This is a genomic window from Bradyrhizobium ottawaense (genome assembly GCF_002278135.3).
GTDB lineage: Bacteria > Pseudomonadota > Alphaproteobacteria > Rhizobiales > Xanthobacteraceae > Bradyrhizobium > Bradyrhizobium ottawaense.
This window is the reverse complement of the sequence record NZ_CP029425.2, coordinates 788,769-805,616: the sequence shown is the minus strand read 5'-3', so window position 1 is coordinate 805,616 and position 16,848 is coordinate 788,769. Positions and strand designations below refer to the sequence as shown.

Here is a 16,848-nt window from a genome sequence, read left to right as displayed (position 1 = left end):
ACGGATTGACTGGACGCTGGGCCGGTTCGGGGATCGTCGTCTCGATAAAGGGGGGCGGCGCTCGCTGAACGCATGGTTGCGGGCAAAACTGTCTGCCTTCGGCAGCTCTCCAGGGGGAACCGCGCGCTGGAAGTGCGGTTCAACCGCTTTCTTGGCCATGACAAGGTGACGGTGGATCGGATCATCGAAAGCTGGAGCAATAGCACGGGCCCTGCCGTGGAAGGCCGCCACGTGCTGGCCATCCAGGACACCAGCGAGATCCACTTCAACACCACGCCGCAACGCCGGCGCGGGCTCGGAGAAATCGGCAAAGGCAATAACCACGGCGTGCTGCTGCACCCGCTGCTGGCTGTGGACGCCGACGACGGCAGCTGTCTTGGGCTTTTGAGCGGGCAGATATGGACGCGCGCAGGTCGCCGCACGACCTCGCATGATGATCGGGAATTATCGGACAAGGAATCGCAACGCTGGATATCGACTGCCGTGGCGGCAAGGCCGCTGCTCACCAAGGCCGCGGCGGTGACGGTGCTGGGTGACCGCGAGAGCGATATTTTTGCCCTTTATGCCAGCTCGGCCAAGCAACATTTCCACGTCATCGCGCGCAGCATGCATGATCGCAAGCTTGCCGACCGCAGCAGCCTGTATGAGGCCAGCGATGCCATGGCCGCGGTGGACCAGCGTATGATCCAACTGCCTGCGCGCGCCGCGCGGCCGGCTCGCCTGGCCCACCTCGAACTTCGCTTTGGCGCAATCGAGCTCGCCCGCCCGCAGAATAAGTTCTTGCACCATCTGCCGAAAAGCTTGCCGCTGGCGGTGGTCGATGTGCGCGAGATTAACGCCGAAACCGGCATAGAGCCGCTGCACTGGCGGCTTCTCACCTCTCACGAGGTCACCAGCATCGAGGACGCCTGGCGCATCGTCCAATGGTACAAGCAGCGCTGGATCATCGAGCAGTTCTTCCGCATCCTGAAGACACAAGGCCTCAAGCTCGAAGACAGTCAGATCGGATCCGCCGATCGGCTTCTCAAGCTGGTTGCGATCGCCGCCAAGGCGGCCGTCATCACCATCCAGCTTCTGCAGGCCCGCAATGGTGGTCGCCAGCCCATTCTCGCGGCCTTCGACAACGGCCAAATTGGCGCGCTCACAGCCCTCAACCGGCAACTCGAAGCCGCGAGCAAGCGACTAAAGAACCCACATCCGCCCGATAGTCTCGCTTGGGCCGCCTGGATCATCGGCCGTCTCGGCGGGTGGGATGGCTACCCATCGTCCAAGCCGCCGGGCCCGATCACCTTCAAAAACGGCCTCGAATACTTCAACGCCGTCGCAGCAGGATGGAGCCTCAGAGATATGTGCATGCCCTAGTGCGTTCGCAGGGACGACAGCGGAATATGATGCGCTCGCAGTGCCGCTAACCCGCAGCCCCCACTCTCCGCCCCGGCGCAGGTCCCACATACCTTGCCCTCGGCCTGATCAGCTTCCCGAACTGCAATTGCTCGCTGGCGTGTGCGATCCAGCCGACGCTGCGGGCCATCGCGAACAGAGCGAGCTCGCCGCCGGCGGGCAGGCGCAGCGCGTGCACGAGCACCGCGAGCGCATAGTCGATATTGACGAATTCGCCGGTCGCCTCCGCGATCCGCTCCGGTACCTCGCGCGTGAATTTTCGCGGCGCGCCGGCGCGGGAGAGCGCATTCAGCAGCGATTGCGCGCGGGGATCGCCGCGCTTGTAGACGCCATGGCCGAAGCCGGCAAACCGCTCGCCGAGCGCGACGCGCTCGCGCACCATCGGCGCGACGTCGCGATCGATCAGCGTCTTGACGAGCTGCGAGGCCAGCACGCTCGCGCCGCCGTGCTTCGGCCCCTTCAACGAGGCGAGACCGGCGATCACGGCATCATAGAGGTTGAGGCCGGTCGAGGCCGCGCAGCGCGCCGTGAAGGTCGAAGCATTCAGCTCATGATCGGCGAGCAGAACGAGGGCGCGGCGGATCAGATCGGGCGCGTGCTTGTTGTCCGCCGCCCAGGCTTTTGCGATCTGCTGATGCAGCGGCTCGGCTGAGGGTTCGGCATTGAGCATGGTCGCGACCAGCAGCCGGACGATCCGTCCGCCGACCATGGCACGGCCGTCGGGCGCACGGGTGAACGCACGAGGATCGACGCTCGCGGCCAGCGCGAGCACGGCGATGGCGCGGTCGATCGGCGCGGCCCGGCGTGCAGCTTCTGCGATCGTGCGCATCTCTTCGGAGAGCGCGGGCTGATTGTCCGGAGCGAACGGATCGACCTCGGAGACATCCCACAGCAGCGTCGCGGTGTGCTCCAGCGTGTCGTTCTCGGCGAGATCGACGCAATTGACGCCCCGATAGATCGCGCCCTCTTCGGTGATGGTCGAGATTTCCGTGTCCATGACAGGCAGGTCGGCGTCGAAGCTGCGCAGGCCGCGCGGCTCCGGGGACGGCACCCGGCGCTCCTTCAGTGCGCGAACGTCCTCGGCGCGGTAGCGGTTTTTGCGCGAGTCCGGCGTCGGCTCGGAGCGGATCAGGCCGCGGCTGACATAGGCGTAGAGCGTGGCCGGCGAGATCGCGAGTTCGGCCGCGGCTTCCCGGGCGGAGAGATAGAGCCCCTCGGAATTTTTCATATTGATTTATGTAATCAAGATTGATCAATCTGTCGAGAGGCCCGAATTTCCCTTGGTGCAACGCAAAGGGAGATTTGGGCCATGAACATCCACCTCACCAAAAGCCAGATCGGGCTGGACGGCGTTCCCGCGGCCGAGACCGTGCTGAGCCATGTCGACGGCGAGCGCGGCGAACTGATCATCGCCGGCGAGCATGTCGGTCGACTGGCGAGCCAGTCGAGCTTCGAGGGCGTCACCGCCCGGCTCTGGAACGGCGCCAGCAAGACCACCCTCACCGAAGCCAATGTGCGGGCGAGCCTCGGCCTTGCGCGCGAGCGCGCCTTCGCGCGGCTGCCGGACCTGCTGCCGGCAACGCGCGGCATGGGCGTCATCGACGGGTTTCGCGCGGCGGTCGCAGGACTTCGCGCCGAGCACGGGCTCGAGCACGAAGCGACGATCGTCGGCGCGTTTCCGGTGATCGCAGGCGCGCTGGTCCGGCGCGCAAAAGGACTCGACCCGGTCGCACCCGATCCCAATGTCAGCCATGCCGCCGATACGCTGCGCATGCTGCACGGGCGCGCGCCTGAAACCGGCGAAGTCACCGCGCTCGATGCCTACCTCGTCACCGCCAGCGACCACGGCATGAACGCCTCGACCTTCACCGCGCGCGTGGTGGCCTCGACGCAAGCCGATCTGTTTGCCGCGGTGACTGCGGGCTATTGCGCGCTCACGGGCCCGCTGCATGGCGGCGCGCCGGAGCCGGTGCTGGAGATGCTGGACGCGATCGGCTCGCGCGAACGCATCCAGCCCTGGGTGGATGCGGCGCTGGCCCGCGGCGAGCGGATGATGGGCTTCGGTCACCGCGTCTACCGCGTGCGCGATCCGCGCGCCGACGTGCTCAAGACCGCAGTCGAGGCGCTGGCGTCCAACGGCACCGATTTGCCCTTCGCCGGCGAGGTCGAGGCCTATATCCGCAGCGCGCTGCGCAAGAAAAATCCGGAGCGGCCGCTGGAGACCAATGTCGAGTTCTTCACCGCGATCCTGCTCGATGCGCTGGCGATCCCGAGGCAGGCGTTCACGCCGATCTTCGCGGTCGCGCGCGCCGCAGGCTGGACCGCGCATGCGCTCGAGCAGCGGCGGACCGGGCGGCTGATCAGGCCGAGTTCGTCGTATGTGGGGGCGATGCCGGAGGCGTAGGCGACCAGCGCGCGGAAAGAGGCGCAACAGCGGAGTCAATCACTCCGCTGTCGTCCCTGCGAAAGCAATGCGAAAGCAGGGACCCATACCGCGTGATTTATCGGTGAGAGACAGGTGTGAGGACCACGGGAAGACCATTTCACTATGAGTCTTCGCCAAACGTCTCCCTGGGGTTATGGGTCCCGGATCTGCGCTCCGCTTGTCCGGGACGACACCGAGGGTTTGGCGCCGAGGTGCCTCGCACCTACACAGCGCCCGCGAGGCCCTACGCCTCCCGCACCACGGTCTTCAGATAATTATACGCCTTGATGATCTCGATCAGGCGATCTTCCGTCGAGCGGTCGCCGCCGTTGGCGTCGGGGTGGTGCTGCTTCACCAGGGCCTTGTACTTGGTCTTGACGTCGGCGAGCGTGGAATCGGGGCCGAGCCCCATGACCTGGAGCGCCTTGCGCTCGGCGTTCATCACCTTGCGCGTCTCGGCCTTGGGCGCGGCTTCGGGGCCCTTCCGCCAGCCCGCGCGGCCGTTGATCTCGCTGAACATGCTGAACGGATCGGCCGCCATGTCGATCTCGGCTTCCGCACCCTTCTTGCCGCCATTGGCGCCCATCTTCCAGGTCGGACGGTGGCCGGTCAGCGCATCCTTCTGGTAGCGCGCGACGGCATCGGCATTCATGCCGGAGAAGAAATTGTAGTTCTGGTTGTACTCGCGCACATGGTTCAGGCAGAAGTGCCAGTACTCGCGCTGGTTCTCGCGGCCCTTCGGCGCGCGATGCGCGCCCTTGTTCTGGCACCCGGCCCATTCGCAACCGACCGCGGTGTCGCGCGGCTTCACTTCCGGCTGCTTGCCCCGCGGCTTCACGCGGATGGAGTCGAAGAACTTTGATGAATCGATCGGCATGGCTGACTTTGACTACGCAATGCAAAAACCTTCAAGTCTTGACATTGCAATTAGCTGCGAACCCCGGCAATTGACGGGTGTGATCTCTGCACCCGGATGGCACAACATGGCTATGCGCGACACTATCAGCAACAAGTTGCAGGAAGCTTTCACGCCGGAAAGCCTCGATGTCGTCGACGAGTCACATCTGCATGAAGGCCACGCCGGCCATCGGCCAGGCGGTGAGACGCACTTCCGTGTGTATATCGTGTCTGATGCCTTCAAAGGGAAGAGCCGGGTCGAGCGCCACCGCATGATAAATTCGGCGCTGGCCGCGGAACTCTCCGGCAGCGTGCACGCGCTGGCGATCCAGGCGAAGGCGCCGGGGGAAAACTAGCTTCGTCATTCCGGGGCGGCTCGAAGAGCCGAACCCGGAATCTCGAGATTCTCGGGTGCGCAAGGGCGCACCCTAGTTCGATGCTCCGCATCGCCCCGGAATGACTGGGGGCTTAGAACGACGTCCCCGCCCGTCTCGGCTTCGCCTCTTCCAGCTCCGCCTCGCGCGGCACCGGTGAAATACGGAGCGCGGTGATGCGGTTGCGCTCGCGGCGCAGCACGCGGAAGCGGAAGCCGTGGAACGTAAAACTCTGGCCGCGGTCGGGGATCGAGCGCGCCTCGTGGATGACGAGGCCGGCGACGGTGGTTGCCTCTTCATCGGGCAGGTGCCAGTCCATGGCGCGGTTGAGATCGCGGATCGGCACCGAGCCGTCGACCACGACCGAGCCGTCCGGCTGGGCGCGCACGCCGGCGACCACGACGTCGTGCTCGTCGGAGATGTCGCCGACGATCTCCTCCAAAATGTCTTCCAGCGTCACCAGACCTTCGACTTCGCCATACTCGTCGACGACGAGCGCGAAATGGGTCTTGCGGCGGCGGAAGGCCTTGAGCTGCTCGGCGAGCGGCCGCATCTCCGGCACGAACCAGGGCGGCAGCGCGATGGTGGAGACGTCGATGCGCGAGGTGTCGCCGTCCGCAGCACGGATCGCGCGCAGGAGGTCCTTGGCATGGAGCACGCCGATAATGTTCTCCGGCTTCTCGCGCCAGAGCGGGATGCGGGTGTATTCGGTCGCCAGCACCTCGCGCACCAGCTCCTCCGGCGGCAAATCGGCGTTGATCATCATCATTTCGGTGCGATGGATCATGACGTCGGAGACCTGGAGCTCGCGCAGGTCCAAGAGGCCGCCGAGCATGTCGCGGTCCTGCTTCTCGAACTTGCCCTCGTGGTGCAACAGGTCGACCGCGCCGCGCAGGCGCTCGGTCGGCGACAGGATCGCCTGGTGCTCGCCGGCGAGGCCGAACAGGCGCATGAGCAGGCGCACGATGACCTCGACGATGCGCAGCAGCGGCCCCAGCACGTACATCGTCAGCCGCATCGGGCGCGCGACCGCAAGCGCGACGCGGTCGGGCGCATTGATCGCGATGGTCTTGGGCAGCACCTCCGCGAAGATCACGACCAGCGCGGTCATCACGCCGGTCGCATAGAGCACGCCGACATCGCCGAACCAGGCCGTGAAGATGGCGGTGGCGATCGCCGAGGAGCCGATATTGGCGATGTTGTTGCCGAGCAGCAGCGCCCCGATCAGGCGCTCGCGCATGTCGAGCAGATCGGAGACGACATCGGCGTCGTGATTACCCTGCTTGGAGAGGCGGAGCATGCTGGCGCGCGAGGCGCCGGTCAGCGCGGTCTCGCTCGCGGCGAAGAACGCCGAGACCAGGAGGCAGAGGACGACGATGGTGAATCCGAGCCAGTCCATGCATCACTCGACAGCAAGTATCACGCCCTGAGGGCGAGCTTGTCCTTCAGGAAGTCCCGCACCGGGGCCGGCTCGACATCCTTCGCGATCACCGCGCGCCCGACGGCCTCCAGCAGGATGAAGGTGAGCTTGCCGCGCGTGACCTTCTTGTCCTGCGCCATCAAGGCCATCAGCGCGTCGGCATCGGCAAGCCCTTCCTGCGCAAAGCCCGCGATGTCCTGCAGGCGCGTCGGCAGGCCGGCTTCGATCAGATGCCGCTCGACGCGCGACGCATCGGCTTCGCCGATCATGCCGAGCTTTGCCGAGAACTGCGCCGCCAGCGTCATGCCGATGGCAACGCCTTCGCCGTGGAACAGGCGGTCGGAGAAGCCGGTCGCAGCTTCCAGCGCGTGACCGAAGGTATGGCCGAGATTGAGCAGCGCGCGCTCGCCGGTCTCGCGCTCGTCGCGGGAGACGATTCCGGCCTTGGCGCGGCAGGAGGTCGCGATCGCATGCTCGCGCGCCGAGCCGCCCTTGAAGATGTCGGAATGGTTCTTCTCCAGCCAGGTGAAGAAGGCTTCGTCGCCGAGCACGCCGTATTTGGCGACCTCGGCATAGCCGGCGCGGAACTGCCGCGGCGACAGCGTGTCGAGCACGGCGGTGTCGGCGACCACCAGCACCGGCTGGTGGAACGCGCCGAGCAAATTCTTGCCCTGCGGCGAGTTGATGCCGGTCTTGCCGCCGACGGATGAATCGACCTGCGCCAGCAGCGAGGTCGGCACCTGCACGAAATCGACGCCGCGGCGCAGGATCGCCGCGGCAAAGCCGGCGAGATCGCCGACCACGCCGCCGCCGAGCGCGATGACGAGATCGTTGCGCTCGATCTTGGCGGCGATCAGGGCCTCGCTGACCTTTTCGAGGCCGGCATAGGTCTTGGAGATCTCGCCTTCCTCGACGACGACGCGCGAGGTCGGGATGCCGCTGGCGGCAAGCGAAGCCTCGGTGGGCTCGAGCCAGTGTTTTGCAACGGTTCGATCCGTCACGATCGCGGTGCGCACGCCGGGACGCAAGGCCGCGACCCGTTCGCCGAGCGAGGCCAGCACCCCGCGGCCGATGACGATGTCATAGGCGCGATTCCCCAGCGCGACCTCGACGTTGACGGGATCGGAATGTTTCAACGGCGCAGTCATCGTATGGCACTCGCAACGTCGGCAGGTGGTTGGGTGGCTTGCTCACCACAGAGATGCGCGCGTAGCGCCTCGATGGTCTCCTCGACGATTCTGTCGTGCGGCACGTCGCGCGAGGCGATGGTGAGATCGGCATGGCCGTAGACCGGCTCGCGCTCGGTGAGCAGGCGCGTCACGGTTCCCTCGGGGTCGGCGGTCTGGAGCAGCGGGCGGTCGGCACGGCGCCGCACGCGGCGCATGATGACGTCGTGGTCCGCCTTGAGCCAGATCGACACCGCCTTCGCCGCGATGCGCGCGCGCGTCTCCTCGCGCATGAATGCGCCGCCGCCGGTCGCCAGCACCACCGGCCCGCTGTCGAGCAGCCGCGCGATCACCCTGGCCTCGCCGTCGCGGAAATATTGCTCGCCGTGGCGCTCGAAGATCTCCGGGATGGTCATCTGGGCCGAGGTCTCGATCTCGGTGTCGGCGTCGACGAAGGGAAGCTTCAGCCGGGTCGCCATGCGGCGGCCGATGGTGGATTTGCCCACCCCCATCATGCCGACGAGCACGATCGAGCGCGCCCCGAGCGCCGACAGGATGTCGGCTTCGGGCGAAGCTGGTATCGGCAACGCGGCGTCGGACATGGATATTGCTCTGGATCTCGCTCTGGATCTCGCTCGATCTGCCGCCAAAGGCGGCATGCTTTGGCCACCTATACGACCCCGCAGGGGGCCTCGCCAGTGGACTCTTGCCACGAAACGGCGAACATGTTGGATGATTTCATTGGTTAATTTGCCTGCCAGTCCCCTGCAGAGACCCCAGAACGATGCCCAGCCTCTTCCGCTTCCTGACGGTCGTCGCCGTGATCGCCGGCATCGTCTATGGCGTGGTCTTCGCACTGGCCAATTTCGTCAGTCCGAAGTCGCGGGAAATGACGGTGACGATCCCGCCGGACAAGTTTCTCAAGAAATAGACGCTGGTTGCACGCGTCAGGCGCCCGGCGAACTTCGCGTCAAAGCGAGGCGCAGCAGGCGCAAGAATAGCTGCGTATCTTCGAGAAGATTCTGGCCCGCGGCCTGCGCCTCCTTGATCCCTTCCATCGCCGCCACGATGATGCCGGCGAGGTCTGTCGGCGAGGCCTTCAAAGCGTCCAGGGTGATCGCATTCCGCGCTTGCGCATCGGCCAGTGCGCGAGCAAGCAAAGCCACCAACCGGGCGCGTGCGGCCAGCGTGATGTCCTTGGCCAGCGTCATATTGGCGTCGAACAGCTCTGCCGCGTCCGCGCTGCCGGCGAACGGCACGATCAAATCGCGCTGGAACGCTGCAATCGCCAGCTCGATCCGGCCGAACACGTCGCCGTCGCCGGCGAGCGCGGCTTCGACGCTGCGCATCGTCTTGGCATGCGCCCGCTCCGACCCGGCCCGAAACAATTCCTCCTTGCTGCCAAAGCTCAAATAGAGCGCCGCGCGCGAGATGCCCGCCGCCCGCGCGATGTCGGCCATCGACGTCTTGCGGAAGCCGTGGCGGACGAACACCGGCAATGCCGCCTCGAGAATTGCTCCGGCCTTGTGATCGCTGTCCTTCATCGAGACATATTGACAGTTCGAGTCCAATTCGTCAAAAGACGATTAGACAACTACAGTCTAATTGTCTAATTCGACTTGACCGGAGCAAGAGCTTGAAAAATCAAATGGATTCTCAACTTCCTCAACCGACCGCCACGGTCCTGGTGACCGGCGTCGGCGGATTTCTCGGCGGCCATGTCGCCAGCCAGCTGCTGGCGAGCGGCTATCGCGTGCGCGGGACCGTCCGCAGTCTGCACGCCTGCAACCGGATCCGGAGCCAGATTTGCGCGACCGCGCCTGCCGCCGGTGCGCTCAGTTTTGCCCGGGCGGATCTTTGCTCCGACGACGGATGGGACGACGCTCTGAAGGGCTGTCGCTATGTCATTCACACGGCCTCGCCATTTCCGGCGGGATTGCCTGACAACGCAGACGAGCTGATCCAGACCGCGCGCGACGGTGCACTCCGCGTGTTGCGCGCGGCCCATGACGCCGGCGTGGCACGCGTGGTGCTGACATCCTCGATCGCCGCCACCAATCACGGTAGCGGCCAGCCTCCCTACACCGAGAACGATTGGACCGATCCGACCAGCGCGCGGGCGACGCCCTATTACAAATCGAAAACGCTGGCCGAGCAGGCCGCGTGGAGCTTTGCGCGGAACAGCGGGCTCGATCTGTGCGTGATCAATCCCGGCATGATCTTCGGACCGCTGCTCGGCCCGCAATACGGCACGTCCGTTGGACTGATCCAGCAAATGATGAGCGGCAAGTTGAAGCGTGTGCCGCGCTTTGGCTTTGCGGTCGCGGATGTGCGCGATGTGGCCGACGCCCATATCCGCGCGATGACCTGTCCTGATGCCGCCGGAGAGCGCTTCATCGTCGGCGGAGGTTTTTTCTGGTTGAGGGACTTGGCCGCGGTGCTGGCGACATCGTTTCCGGCTTATGCGGCCCGCTTGCCGCGCGGCGACGTGCCGAACTGGATGGTGAGGGCGCTGGCCCCGTTCAGCGGGCGCTCCCGCATGATCGTGCATGAGCTCGACCGCGACCTCAGCGTCAGCGCCGCCAAGGCGCACCGCGTGCTGAACTGGCAACCACGGCCTGATGAGGATTGCATCCGGGCCAGCGCCCAAAGCCTGATCGACCATCGCTTGATCGCCACGCCGTAGACGGCTGGACCCCCTCGCCCACCCTTGCAGAACTGGAGAACCACCAATGACGACGCACGCGACCGACACGGACTCACCGCAAGCCGAGCACATCCGCAACACCGAACGGGCCCGGCTGCGCGCGCTGGTCGAGGGAGACATTGCGCAGGCGGAGCCGCTTCATGCACCGGAGTTTCAGTTGATAACGCCCATCGGCATGCCGCTCTCCAAGGGCGAATATCTGGGTGCGATCCAGAGCGGGCAGATCCAGTACCTGATGTGGGAACCCGGCGCGATCGCCGTCCGCCAGCAGAACGATCACGCCGTGATCCGATATCGCGCCAGGCTGGAGATCGTTTTTGCTGGCCACCGCGTTGCCCCTGCGGACTATTGGCACACCGACACTTACGAGCACCGCGAGGGGCGTTGGATGGTGGTCTGGTCGCAGGCGACGGCGATCAGCGAAATGGCCTAGAATTTCGAAGAGAGCGTTCGGGCCCGCTCCACATTGCTGGTGAGTTTCTCAAGAAATAGGAGCTAGCCTCCCGGGCATGCGCACCAAGCCCTCAGATGCCAAGCTCACCGGCCTGTTCCTCGACATGCTCGCGGCGGAACAGGGCGCCGGACCCAACACGCTCGACGCCTATCGCCGCGACCTCACCGATTTCTCGGAATTTTTGGGCCGCGTCGGGCACAGCTTTGCCGACGCCGAGACGCAAAATTTGCGCGATTATCTCGCCGATCTCGATGCCCGCGGCTTCAAATCCACCAGCGTCGCGCGGCGGCTGTCGGCGATGCGGCATCTCTATCGCTTCCTGCTGAACGAACGCATCCGAGCTGAGGATCCCGCCGCGATCCTGTCCGGCCCCAAGCGCGGCCGCGGCCTGCCGAAGGTGCTGTCGATCGCCGATGTCGATCGCATGCTCCGCCGCGCCAAGGAATTGAGCGAGGCGCAAGATGCCTCGCCGTCGAAGCGGCTGCGCGCCTTGCGGCTGTATTGCCTGCTCGAGGTGCTCTACGCCACCGGCCTGCGCGTCTCCGAGCTGGTGGCGCTGCCGCGCTCGGCGGCCAAGCGCGACGCCCGCATGATCGTGGTGCGCGGCAAGGGCAACAAGGAGCGCCTGGTGCCGCTCAACGAGGCCTCGCGCCAGGCGATGGCGGATTATCTCGCGGCGACGGAAGCTGCGAAGACGGAGAAGAAGAAGGACAGCCTCGCCGCCTCCAAGTGGCTGTTCCCCTCGTTCGGCGAGAGCGGACATCTGACGCGCCAGCATTTTGCCCGCGACCTCAAGGAGCTCGCGGTCGCCTCGGGGCTGCAGGCGCGGCTGGTCTCCCCGCACGTGCTGCGCCATGCCTTTGCCAGCCACCTCCTGCACAATGGTGCCGATTTGCGCATCGTGCAGACCCTGCTCGGCCACACCGACATCTCGACGACGCAGATCTACACCCATGTGGTGGAGGAGCGGCTGAAGAGCCTCGTGCGCGACCTGCACCCGCTGGCGGAGAAGTGACTGTCGTCCCTGCGAACGCACTAGGGCATGCACATATCTGGTGCGGCGGATTGACTCGGGTTCGCCCTGGGGGTTCCAGAATCGGAGATCTATGTGATTCCTATTGCGGCACTCCATGGTTTGGACGGGGGTGCTGCGATGTTGTCACGGATTGACTGGACGCTGGGCCGGTTCGGGGATCGTCGTCTCGATAAAGGGGGGCGGCGCTCGCTGAACGCATGGTTGCGGGCAAAACTGTCTGCCTTCGGCAGCTCTCCAGGGGGAACCGCGCGCTGGAAGTGCGGTTCAACCGCTTTCTTGGCCATGACAAGGTGACGGTGGATCGGATCATCGAAAGCTGGAGCAATAGCACGGGCCCTGCCGTGGAAGGCCGCCACGTGCTGGCCATCCAGGACACCAGCGAGATCCACTTCAACACCACGCCGCAACGCCGGCGCGGGCTCGGAGAAATCGGCAAAGGCAATAACCACGGCGTGCTGCTGCACCCGCTGCTGGCTGTGGACGCCGACGACGGCAGCTGTCTTGGGCTTTTGAGCGGGCAGATATGGACGCGCGCAGGTCGCCGCACGACCTCGCATGATGATCGGGAATTATCGGACAAGGAATCGCAACGCTGGATATCGACTGCCGTGGCGGCAAGGCCGCTGCTCACCAAGGCCGCGGCGGTGACGGTGCTGGGTGACCGCGAGAGCGATATTTTTGCCCTTTATGCCAGCTCGGCCAAGCAACATTTCCACGTCATCGCGCGCAGCATGCATGATCGCAAGCTTGCCGACCGCAGCAGCCTGTATGAGGCCAGCGATGCCATGGCCGCGGTGGACCAGCGTATGATCCAACTGCCTGCGCGCGCCGCGCGGCCGGCTCGCCTGGCCCACCTCGAACTTCGCTTTGGCGCAATCGAGCTCGCCCGCCCGCAGAATAAGTTCTTGCACCATCTGCCGAAAAGCTTGCCGCTGGCGGTGGTCGATGTGCGCGAGATTAACGCCGAAACCGGCATAGAGCCGCTGCACTGGCGGCTTCTCACCTCTCACGAGGTCACCAGCATCGAGGACGCCTGGCGCATCGTCCAATGGTACAAGCAGCGCTGGATCATCGAGCAGTTCTTCCGCATCCTGAAGACACAAGGCCTCAAGCTCGAAGACAGTCAGATCGGATCCGCCGATCGGCTTCTCAAGCTGGTTGCGATCGCCGCCAAGGCGGCCGTCATCACCATCCAGCTTCTGCAGGCCCGCAATGGTGGTCGCCAGCCCATTCTCGCGGCCTTCGACAACGGCCAAATTGGCGCGCTCACAGCCCTCAACCGGCAACTCGAAGCCGCGAGCAAGCGACTAAAGAACCCACATCCGCCCGATAGTCTCGCTTGGGCCGCCTGGATCATCGGCCGTCTCGGCGGGTGGGATGGCTACCCATCGTCCAAGCCGCCGGGCCCGATCACCTTCAAAAACGGCCTCGAATACTTCAACGCCGTCGCAGCAGGATGGAGCCTCAGAGATATGTGCATGCCCTAGTGCGTTCGCAGGGACCCATACCGCGTGATCTATCTGTGACAGCCGCTGTGAGTCCCACGGAAGGGCCGCTTCACTGCCAGTCTCCGCCAAACTTCTCCCTGTGGTTATGGGACCCCGCGTGCGCGGGGACGACAGCAGGGACCGAAACCGCCTTGACTTCGGCCACATCTCCGCAGAAAGAGCCGGGGCCTTCGCATGATTTGACGGCCCGCCCGCAGCACACAGGTCAACTCATTGAAGAAGCTACACTTCTTTCCGCCGGTCTAAATCCGCTTCGCCGCCTCGCCCCGTTCTCCCTATATTGAGTTGATGCAAGACCAGATGCGCAGCTATCTCGACTTCGAAAAGCCCGTCGCCGAGCTCGACTCCAAGGTCGACGAGCTCAGGACGCTGGCAGCCTCCGGTACCGACATCTCCGATGAGATCGGGCGGATCGAGGACAAGGCGGCGCAGGCGCTGGCCGACCTCTATCAAAACCTGACGCCGTGGCAGAAGACGCTGGTCGCGCGGCATCCGCAGCGACCGCATTTCAACGATTTCATCAAGGGCCTGATCACCGAATTCACCCCGCTCGCGGGCGACCGCAAGTTCGGCGAGGACGAGGCGCTGGTCGCCGGCTTCGGCCGTTTCCGCGGCGAAGCGATCTGCGTGATGGGCCAGGAAAAAGGCGATTCCACCGAAAGCCGCATCAAGCACAATTTCGGCATGGCGCGCCCCGAGGGCTACCGCAAATGCGTGCGGCTGATGGAGATGGCCGAGCGGTTCGGCCTGCCCGTGCTGTCGCTCGCCGATTCCGCCGGCGCCTATCCCGGCATCGGCGCCGAAGAGCGGGGCCAGGCCGAAGCGATCGCACGCTCGACCGATGCCTGCATGGCGCTGACCGTGCCCAACGTCGCCATCATCACCGGCGAGGGCATGTCGGGCGGCGCCATCGCCATCACCACCGCCAACAAGGTGCTGATGCTGGAGCACGCCATCTACAGCGTGATCTCGCCGGAAGCGGCGTCCTCGATCCTCTGGCGCGATGGCACCAAGGCCCAGGAAGCCGCCAACAACATGAAGATCACCGCCCAGGACATGCTCCGCTTCGGGGTGATCGACAGCATTTTGAAGGAGCCGGTCGGCGGCGCCCACCGCGACCCCGCCGCCATGATCGCCACCACCGGCGACGCCATCGCCAAGGCCTTCGACGAGCTCCGGGGCCTCGACGGCGACGCCATCCGCAAGCAGCGCCGGCAGAAATTCCTCGATATCGGCAGGAAACTGGGCTGATTCGTCCCGATTCCGGTGCCGTAGGGTGGGCAAAGGCGCGAAGCGCCGTGCCCACGTCTTCGCATCAATGGGGCAGAACGTGGGCACGCTGCGCTTTGCCCACCCTACGAAACCTGTCGGGCCGCCCCGGTAACCCCGCATTAACCCTTTTTTTGCCCAAATCAGCGATCTGAGTCCGGGTCGGGCCGAAAAGCCCAAGTTCGGTCCCAAAGTAAGGCCCAAAGTCGCGTCCATTCAGTCTTCGTTGACCATGCCGATGGGCCAACGGGCTCGTGATCCCCGCTCGGGTTGCGACCACATGACCCAGAGGTTAGAATTTTAATCAATGGCTTCAGGGCATAAGCGCTGGGGCGTGAGCTGAAAAAGCCCGTTCACGACGGGTCCGGTTCTCCGGTCGGATCATGCTCCATCAGAATTGGGGTTCGCGCTTTCTGCCCGGCACGGTGTGGGGTCCATCTTGATTTCTCGTTCGCTTGCTCGCGCGCTTTTGGCTTCGGTCGCGCTGATGACGGCCAGCGTCCTGCTGGCCGGCTGCGATACCGACCAGGTCTCGCTCGCGACCAACGCCAAGGCCAACCAGCCGGTGCCGCCAAAGCTTCTCGCCGCGATGGTCGAGAAGGACATGGATCTGCAGTCGCCGATCCTGGTGCGCCTGTTCAAGCAGGAGGCCGAGCTCGAGGTCTGGAAGCAGGCCCGCAACGGCCAGTTCGCTCTGCTCAAGACCTATCCGATCTGCCGCTGGTCCGGCGACCTCGGACCGAAGGTGCGCGAAGGCGACCGCCAGGCGCCGGAGGGATTTTATTCGATCAACCCGAGCCAGATGAATCCGCAATCGGCGTACTACCTGTCTTTCAACACGGGTTACCCGAACGCGTTCGACAAGGCTCTCGGCCGCACCGGCTCGCAGCTGATGGTGCATGGCGACTGCTCCTCGCGCGGCTGCTACGCGATGACGGACGAGCAGATCGCGGAGATCTATTCGCTCGGGCGCGAATCCTTCTTCGGCGGCCAGAAGGCGTTCCAGCTGCAGGCCTATCCGTTCAAGATGACGCCGGTGAACATGGCCAAGCACCGGAACAATCCGAACATGCCGTTCTGGAAGATGATCAAGGAAGGCTATGATCATTTCGAGGTGACGCGGCAGGAGCCGAAGGTCGATTTCTGCGAGAAGAAGTACGTCTTCGACGCGGCGAAGCCCGCGGACGCAAAGCGCGATCCGGTGTTCGACGCCTCGGCAAAGTGCCCGGCCTATGTGATCCCCGAGGACGTCGTCGCCGCCGTGCGGGGCAAGCAGGCCAAGGACGAGGCGGAATACGCCAAGCTCGTCGCCAAGGGCACGCCGGTGGCGCGCATGAACACCGGCATCGACGGCGGCATGAACAAGATCTTTGCCGCGAAGATTCCGGAAGGCTCGACCGGCCTGTCGGAAGGCGCCGAAGGCACCACGCTGCAGATGCTGGCGATGGCGAAGGCGCCGGGCACGATCCCCGGACACGTCAATCCGCCCAAGCCGAACCTCGATTCCGTGGCGTCCGCGCCTGCGCCGCAGGAAGAGCCGGTGGTCGCCGTCAGCGCCCCCGCGACCAGCGCCCGCGTCGCCACCGCCGCGCCGGCTGAAAAGTCCGGTGGCTTCTTCTCTAACCTCGGCCGCAAGATGGGCATGGGCTCATCCGACACGACCGCGACCACCCCGCCGCCGCAAGCCACGGCATCCGTGGCCCCGGCCACCACGACCACGACGCCGCCGACCGCGGCGTCGAGGCTCAAGGCCGCAGTGACCCGGTTCGTGCCGGGGCATGACAAGTCCAAGGAAGCGACAAAGGAAGCGGCGAAGGACGCGCCGAAGCCGGCCGTCGCGGCCAAGCCTGCCGAGCCGGCAAAGCCCGACACCCGCCTCGCCCAGACGCGGCCGGCGCTGAAGCCGTCGGTGAGCGATGGTGCCGGTGAAGCGACGCAGATCATGGGCGCCGCACCGGTGATCTCGTCGAACTCGTTCGACAGCCGCTTTGGGGCGGTGAAGTAGGGGCGCGGCAGGAGCCGCGCTTTCCTCGATATAGCCGAGCTGACACCGTCATTATCCGCGCAAGCGGAGGATGCTCGCTGCTGCGCTCCTAGTGCCAACCTTGCGCCCGATTGATCTCTTGATACGCTTCGGGTTCGAGAGGCAGAAGCTTGGACCCCGAGCAGATCGAAGGCATTTCAGGGACGC

16 protein-coding genes are annotated in these 16,848 nt (G+C 65.1%); 10 read left to right on the top strand and 6 right to left on the bottom strand.

Annotated elements, in window-relative coordinates; translation table 11 throughout:
* Window positions 1–72 precede the first annotated feature (72 nt).
* Entirely contained in the window at window positions 73–1,362 is a 1,290-nt protein-coding gene (locus CIT37_RS03745; RefSeq protein WP_038951373.1) for an IS4 family transposase, read from the top strand.
* Between the two features lie 46 nt (window positions 1,363–1,408).
* On the opposite strand, the gene CIT37_RS03740 is transcribed toward CIT37_RS03745, so the two are convergent.
* Entirely contained in the window at window positions 1,409–2,629 is a 1,221-nt protein-coding gene (locus CIT37_RS03740) for a citrate/2-methylcitrate synthase (protein WP_038972785.1), read from the bottom strand.
* Between the two features lie 81 nt (window positions 2,630–2,710).
* On the opposite strand from CIT37_RS03740, the gene CIT37_RS03735 reads away from it, so the two are divergent.
* A complete protein-coding gene (locus CIT37_RS03735) occupies window positions 2,711–3,805 on the top strand; it encodes a citrate synthase/methylcitrate synthase (RefSeq protein ID WP_028141862.1) in 1,095 nt (364 codons plus the stop codon).
* Window positions 3,806–4,070: 265 nt separating this feature from the next.
* Here the strand turns inward: CIT37_RS03735 and CIT37_RS03730 are convergent, their stop codons facing one another.
* Window positions 4,071–4,703 (bottom strand): J domain-containing protein, encoded by a 633-nt coding sequence (locus tag CIT37_RS03730; protein WP_028141863.1) that lies wholly within the window; start codon window positions 4,701–4,703, stop codon window positions 4,071–4,073.
* A gap of 106 nt (window positions 4,704–4,809) precedes the next feature.
* On the opposite strand from CIT37_RS03730, the gene CIT37_RS03725 reads away from it, so the two are divergent.
* Complete coding sequence (locus CIT37_RS03725; protein WP_028141864.1) at window positions 4,810–5,079, top strand: BolA family protein; 270 nt, start codon at window positions 4,810–4,812, stop codon at window positions 5,077–5,079.
* 112 nt (window positions 5,080–5,191) lie between these two features.
* On the opposite strand, the gene CIT37_RS03720 is transcribed toward CIT37_RS03725, so the two are convergent.
* From CIT37_RS03720 to CIT37_RS03710, 3 genes are read right to left on the bottom strand one after another with little or no spacing between them, the layout of a single operon-like run.
* Entirely contained in the window at window positions 5,192–6,496 is a 1,305-nt protein-coding gene (locus CIT37_RS03720; protein WP_028141865.1) for an HlyC/CorC family transporter, read from the bottom strand.
* 20 nt (window positions 6,497–6,516) lie between these two features.
* A complete protein-coding gene (gene aroB / locus CIT37_RS03715; RefSeq protein WP_028141866.1) occupies window positions 6,517–7,665 on the bottom strand; it encodes a 3-dehydroquinate synthase in 1,149 nt (382 codons plus the stop codon).
* Complete coding sequence (locus tag CIT37_RS03710) at window positions 7,662–8,285, bottom strand: shikimate kinase (protein ID WP_028141867.1); 624 nt, start codon at window positions 8,283–8,285, stop codon at window positions 7,662–7,664. The genes aroB and CIT37_RS03710 overlap by 4 nt, the downstream gene beginning before the upstream one ends.
* Before the next feature lie 182 nt (window positions 8,286–8,467).
* Here CIT37_RS03710 and CIT37_RS03705 point away from each other — a divergent pair, with 182 nt between their 5' ends.
* Entirely contained in the window at window positions 8,468–8,614 is a 147-nt protein-coding gene (locus CIT37_RS03705) for a hypothetical protein (protein WP_014439243.1), read from the top strand.
* Between the two features lie 16 nt (window positions 8,615–8,630).
* On the opposite strand, the gene CIT37_RS03700 is transcribed toward CIT37_RS03705, so the two are convergent.
* Window positions 8,631–9,227, bottom strand: coding sequence for a TetR/AcrR family transcriptional regulator (locus CIT37_RS03700; protein WP_028141868.1), 597 nt, complete (start codon window positions 9,225–9,227; stop codon window positions 8,631–8,633).
* Window positions 9,228–9,331: 104 nt separating this feature from the next.
* Here CIT37_RS03700 and CIT37_RS03695 point away from each other — a divergent pair, with 104 nt between their 5' ends.
* The 6 genes from CIT37_RS03695 (at window position 9,332) to CIT37_RS03670 (ending at window position 16,662) form a co-directional block, all read left to right on the top strand.
* Window positions 9,332–10,369: an SDR family oxidoreductase gene (locus CIT37_RS03695; RefSeq protein ID WP_095424900.1), complete on the top strand. Its 1,038-nt coding sequence runs from the start codon at window positions 9,332–9,334 to the stop codon at window positions 10,367–10,369.
* Window positions 10,370–10,415: 46 nt separating this feature from the next.
* Window positions 10,416–10,823 (top strand): nuclear transport factor 2 family protein, encoded by a 408-nt coding sequence (locus CIT37_RS03690; RefSeq protein WP_028141870.1) that lies wholly within the window; start codon window positions 10,416–10,418, stop codon window positions 10,821–10,823.
* 76 nt (window positions 10,824–10,899) lie between these two features.
* On the top strand, window positions 10,900–11,859 hold the full coding sequence (gene xerD / locus CIT37_RS03685) for a site-specific tyrosine recombinase XerD (RefSeq protein ID WP_028141871.1): 960 nt from the start codon (window positions 10,900–10,902) through the stop codon (window positions 11,857–11,859).
* A 218-nt stretch (window positions 11,860–12,077) separates the two neighbouring features.
* The gene (locus tag CIT37_RS03680; protein ID WP_038951373.1) at window positions 12,078–13,367 is read left to right on the top strand and encodes an IS4 family transposase; all 1,290 of its coding nucleotides are present in this window, start codon (window positions 12,078–12,080) and stop codon (window positions 13,365–13,367) included.
* Window positions 13,368–13,676: 309 nt separating this feature from the next.
* Window positions 13,677–14,639 (top strand): acetyl-CoA carboxylase carboxyltransferase subunit alpha, encoded by a 963-nt coding sequence (locus tag CIT37_RS03675; RefSeq protein ID WP_018320570.1) that lies wholly within the window; start codon window positions 13,677–13,679, stop codon window positions 14,637–14,639.
* Between the two features lie 505 nt (window positions 14,640–15,144).
* Complete coding sequence (locus tag CIT37_RS03670) at window positions 15,145–16,662, top strand: L,D-transpeptidase family protein (RefSeq protein ID WP_161966328.1); 1,518 nt, start codon at window positions 15,145–15,147, stop codon at window positions 16,660–16,662.
* The last annotated feature ends 186 nt before the right edge of the window (window positions 16,663–16,848 follow it).

Excerpts from the sequence above, each read along its gene's own strand:
- CIT37_RS03745 (WP_038951373.1), top strand. The coding sequence starts at position 73 with ATGGTTGCGGGCAAAACTGTCTGCCTTCGGCAGCTCTCCAGGGGGAAC.
- CIT37_RS03740 (WP_038972785.1), bottom strand. The coding sequence starts at position 2,629 with ATGAAAAATTCCGAGGGGCTCTATCTCTCCGCCCGGGAAGCCGCGGCC.
- CIT37_RS03735 (WP_028141862.1), top strand. The coding sequence starts at position 2,711 with ATGAACATCCACCTCACCAAAAGCCAGATCGGGCTGGACGGCGTTCCC.
- CIT37_RS03730 (WP_028141863.1), bottom strand. The coding sequence starts at position 4,703 with ATGCCGATCGATTCATCAAAGTTCTTCGACTCCATCCGCGTGAAGCCG.
- CIT37_RS03725 (WP_028141864.1), top strand. The coding sequence starts at position 4,810 with ATGGCTATGCGCGACACTATCAGCAACAAGTTGCAGGAAGCTTTCACG.
- CIT37_RS03720 (WP_028141865.1), bottom strand. The coding sequence starts at position 6,496 with ATGGACTGGCTCGGATTCACCATCGTCGTCCTCTGCCTCCTGGTCTCG.
- aroB (WP_028141866.1), bottom strand. The coding sequence starts at position 7,665 with ATGACTGCGCCGTTGAAACATTCCGATCCCGTCAACGTCGAGGTCGCG.
- CIT37_RS03710 (WP_028141867.1), bottom strand. The coding sequence starts at position 8,285 with ATGTCCGACGCCGCGTTGCCGATACCAGCTTCGCCCGAAGCCGACATC.
- CIT37_RS03705 (WP_014439243.1), top strand. The coding sequence starts at position 8,468 with ATGCCCAGCCTCTTCCGCTTCCTGACGGTCGTCGCCGTGATCGCCGGC.
- CIT37_RS03700 (WP_028141868.1), bottom strand. The coding sequence starts at position 9,227 with ATGAAGGACAGCGATCACAAGGCCGGAGCAATTCTCGAGGCGGCATTG.
- CIT37_RS03695 (WP_095424900.1), top strand. The coding sequence starts at position 9,332 with ATGGATTCTCAACTTCCTCAACCGACCGCCACGGTCCTGGTGACCGGC.
- CIT37_RS03690 (WP_028141870.1), top strand. The coding sequence starts at position 10,416 with ATGACGACGCACGCGACCGACACGGACTCACCGCAAGCCGAGCACATC.
- xerD (WP_028141871.1), top strand. The coding sequence starts at position 10,900 with ATGCGCACCAAGCCCTCAGATGCCAAGCTCACCGGCCTGTTCCTCGAC.
- CIT37_RS03680 (WP_038951373.1), top strand. The coding sequence starts at position 12,078 with ATGGTTGCGGGCAAAACTGTCTGCCTTCGGCAGCTCTCCAGGGGGAAC.
- CIT37_RS03675 (WP_018320570.1), top strand. The coding sequence starts at position 13,677 with ATGCAAGACCAGATGCGCAGCTATCTCGACTTCGAAAAGCCCGTCGCC.
- CIT37_RS03670 (WP_161966328.1), top strand. The coding sequence starts at position 15,145 with ATGACGGCCAGCGTCCTGCTGGCCGGCTGCGATACCGACCAGGTCTCG.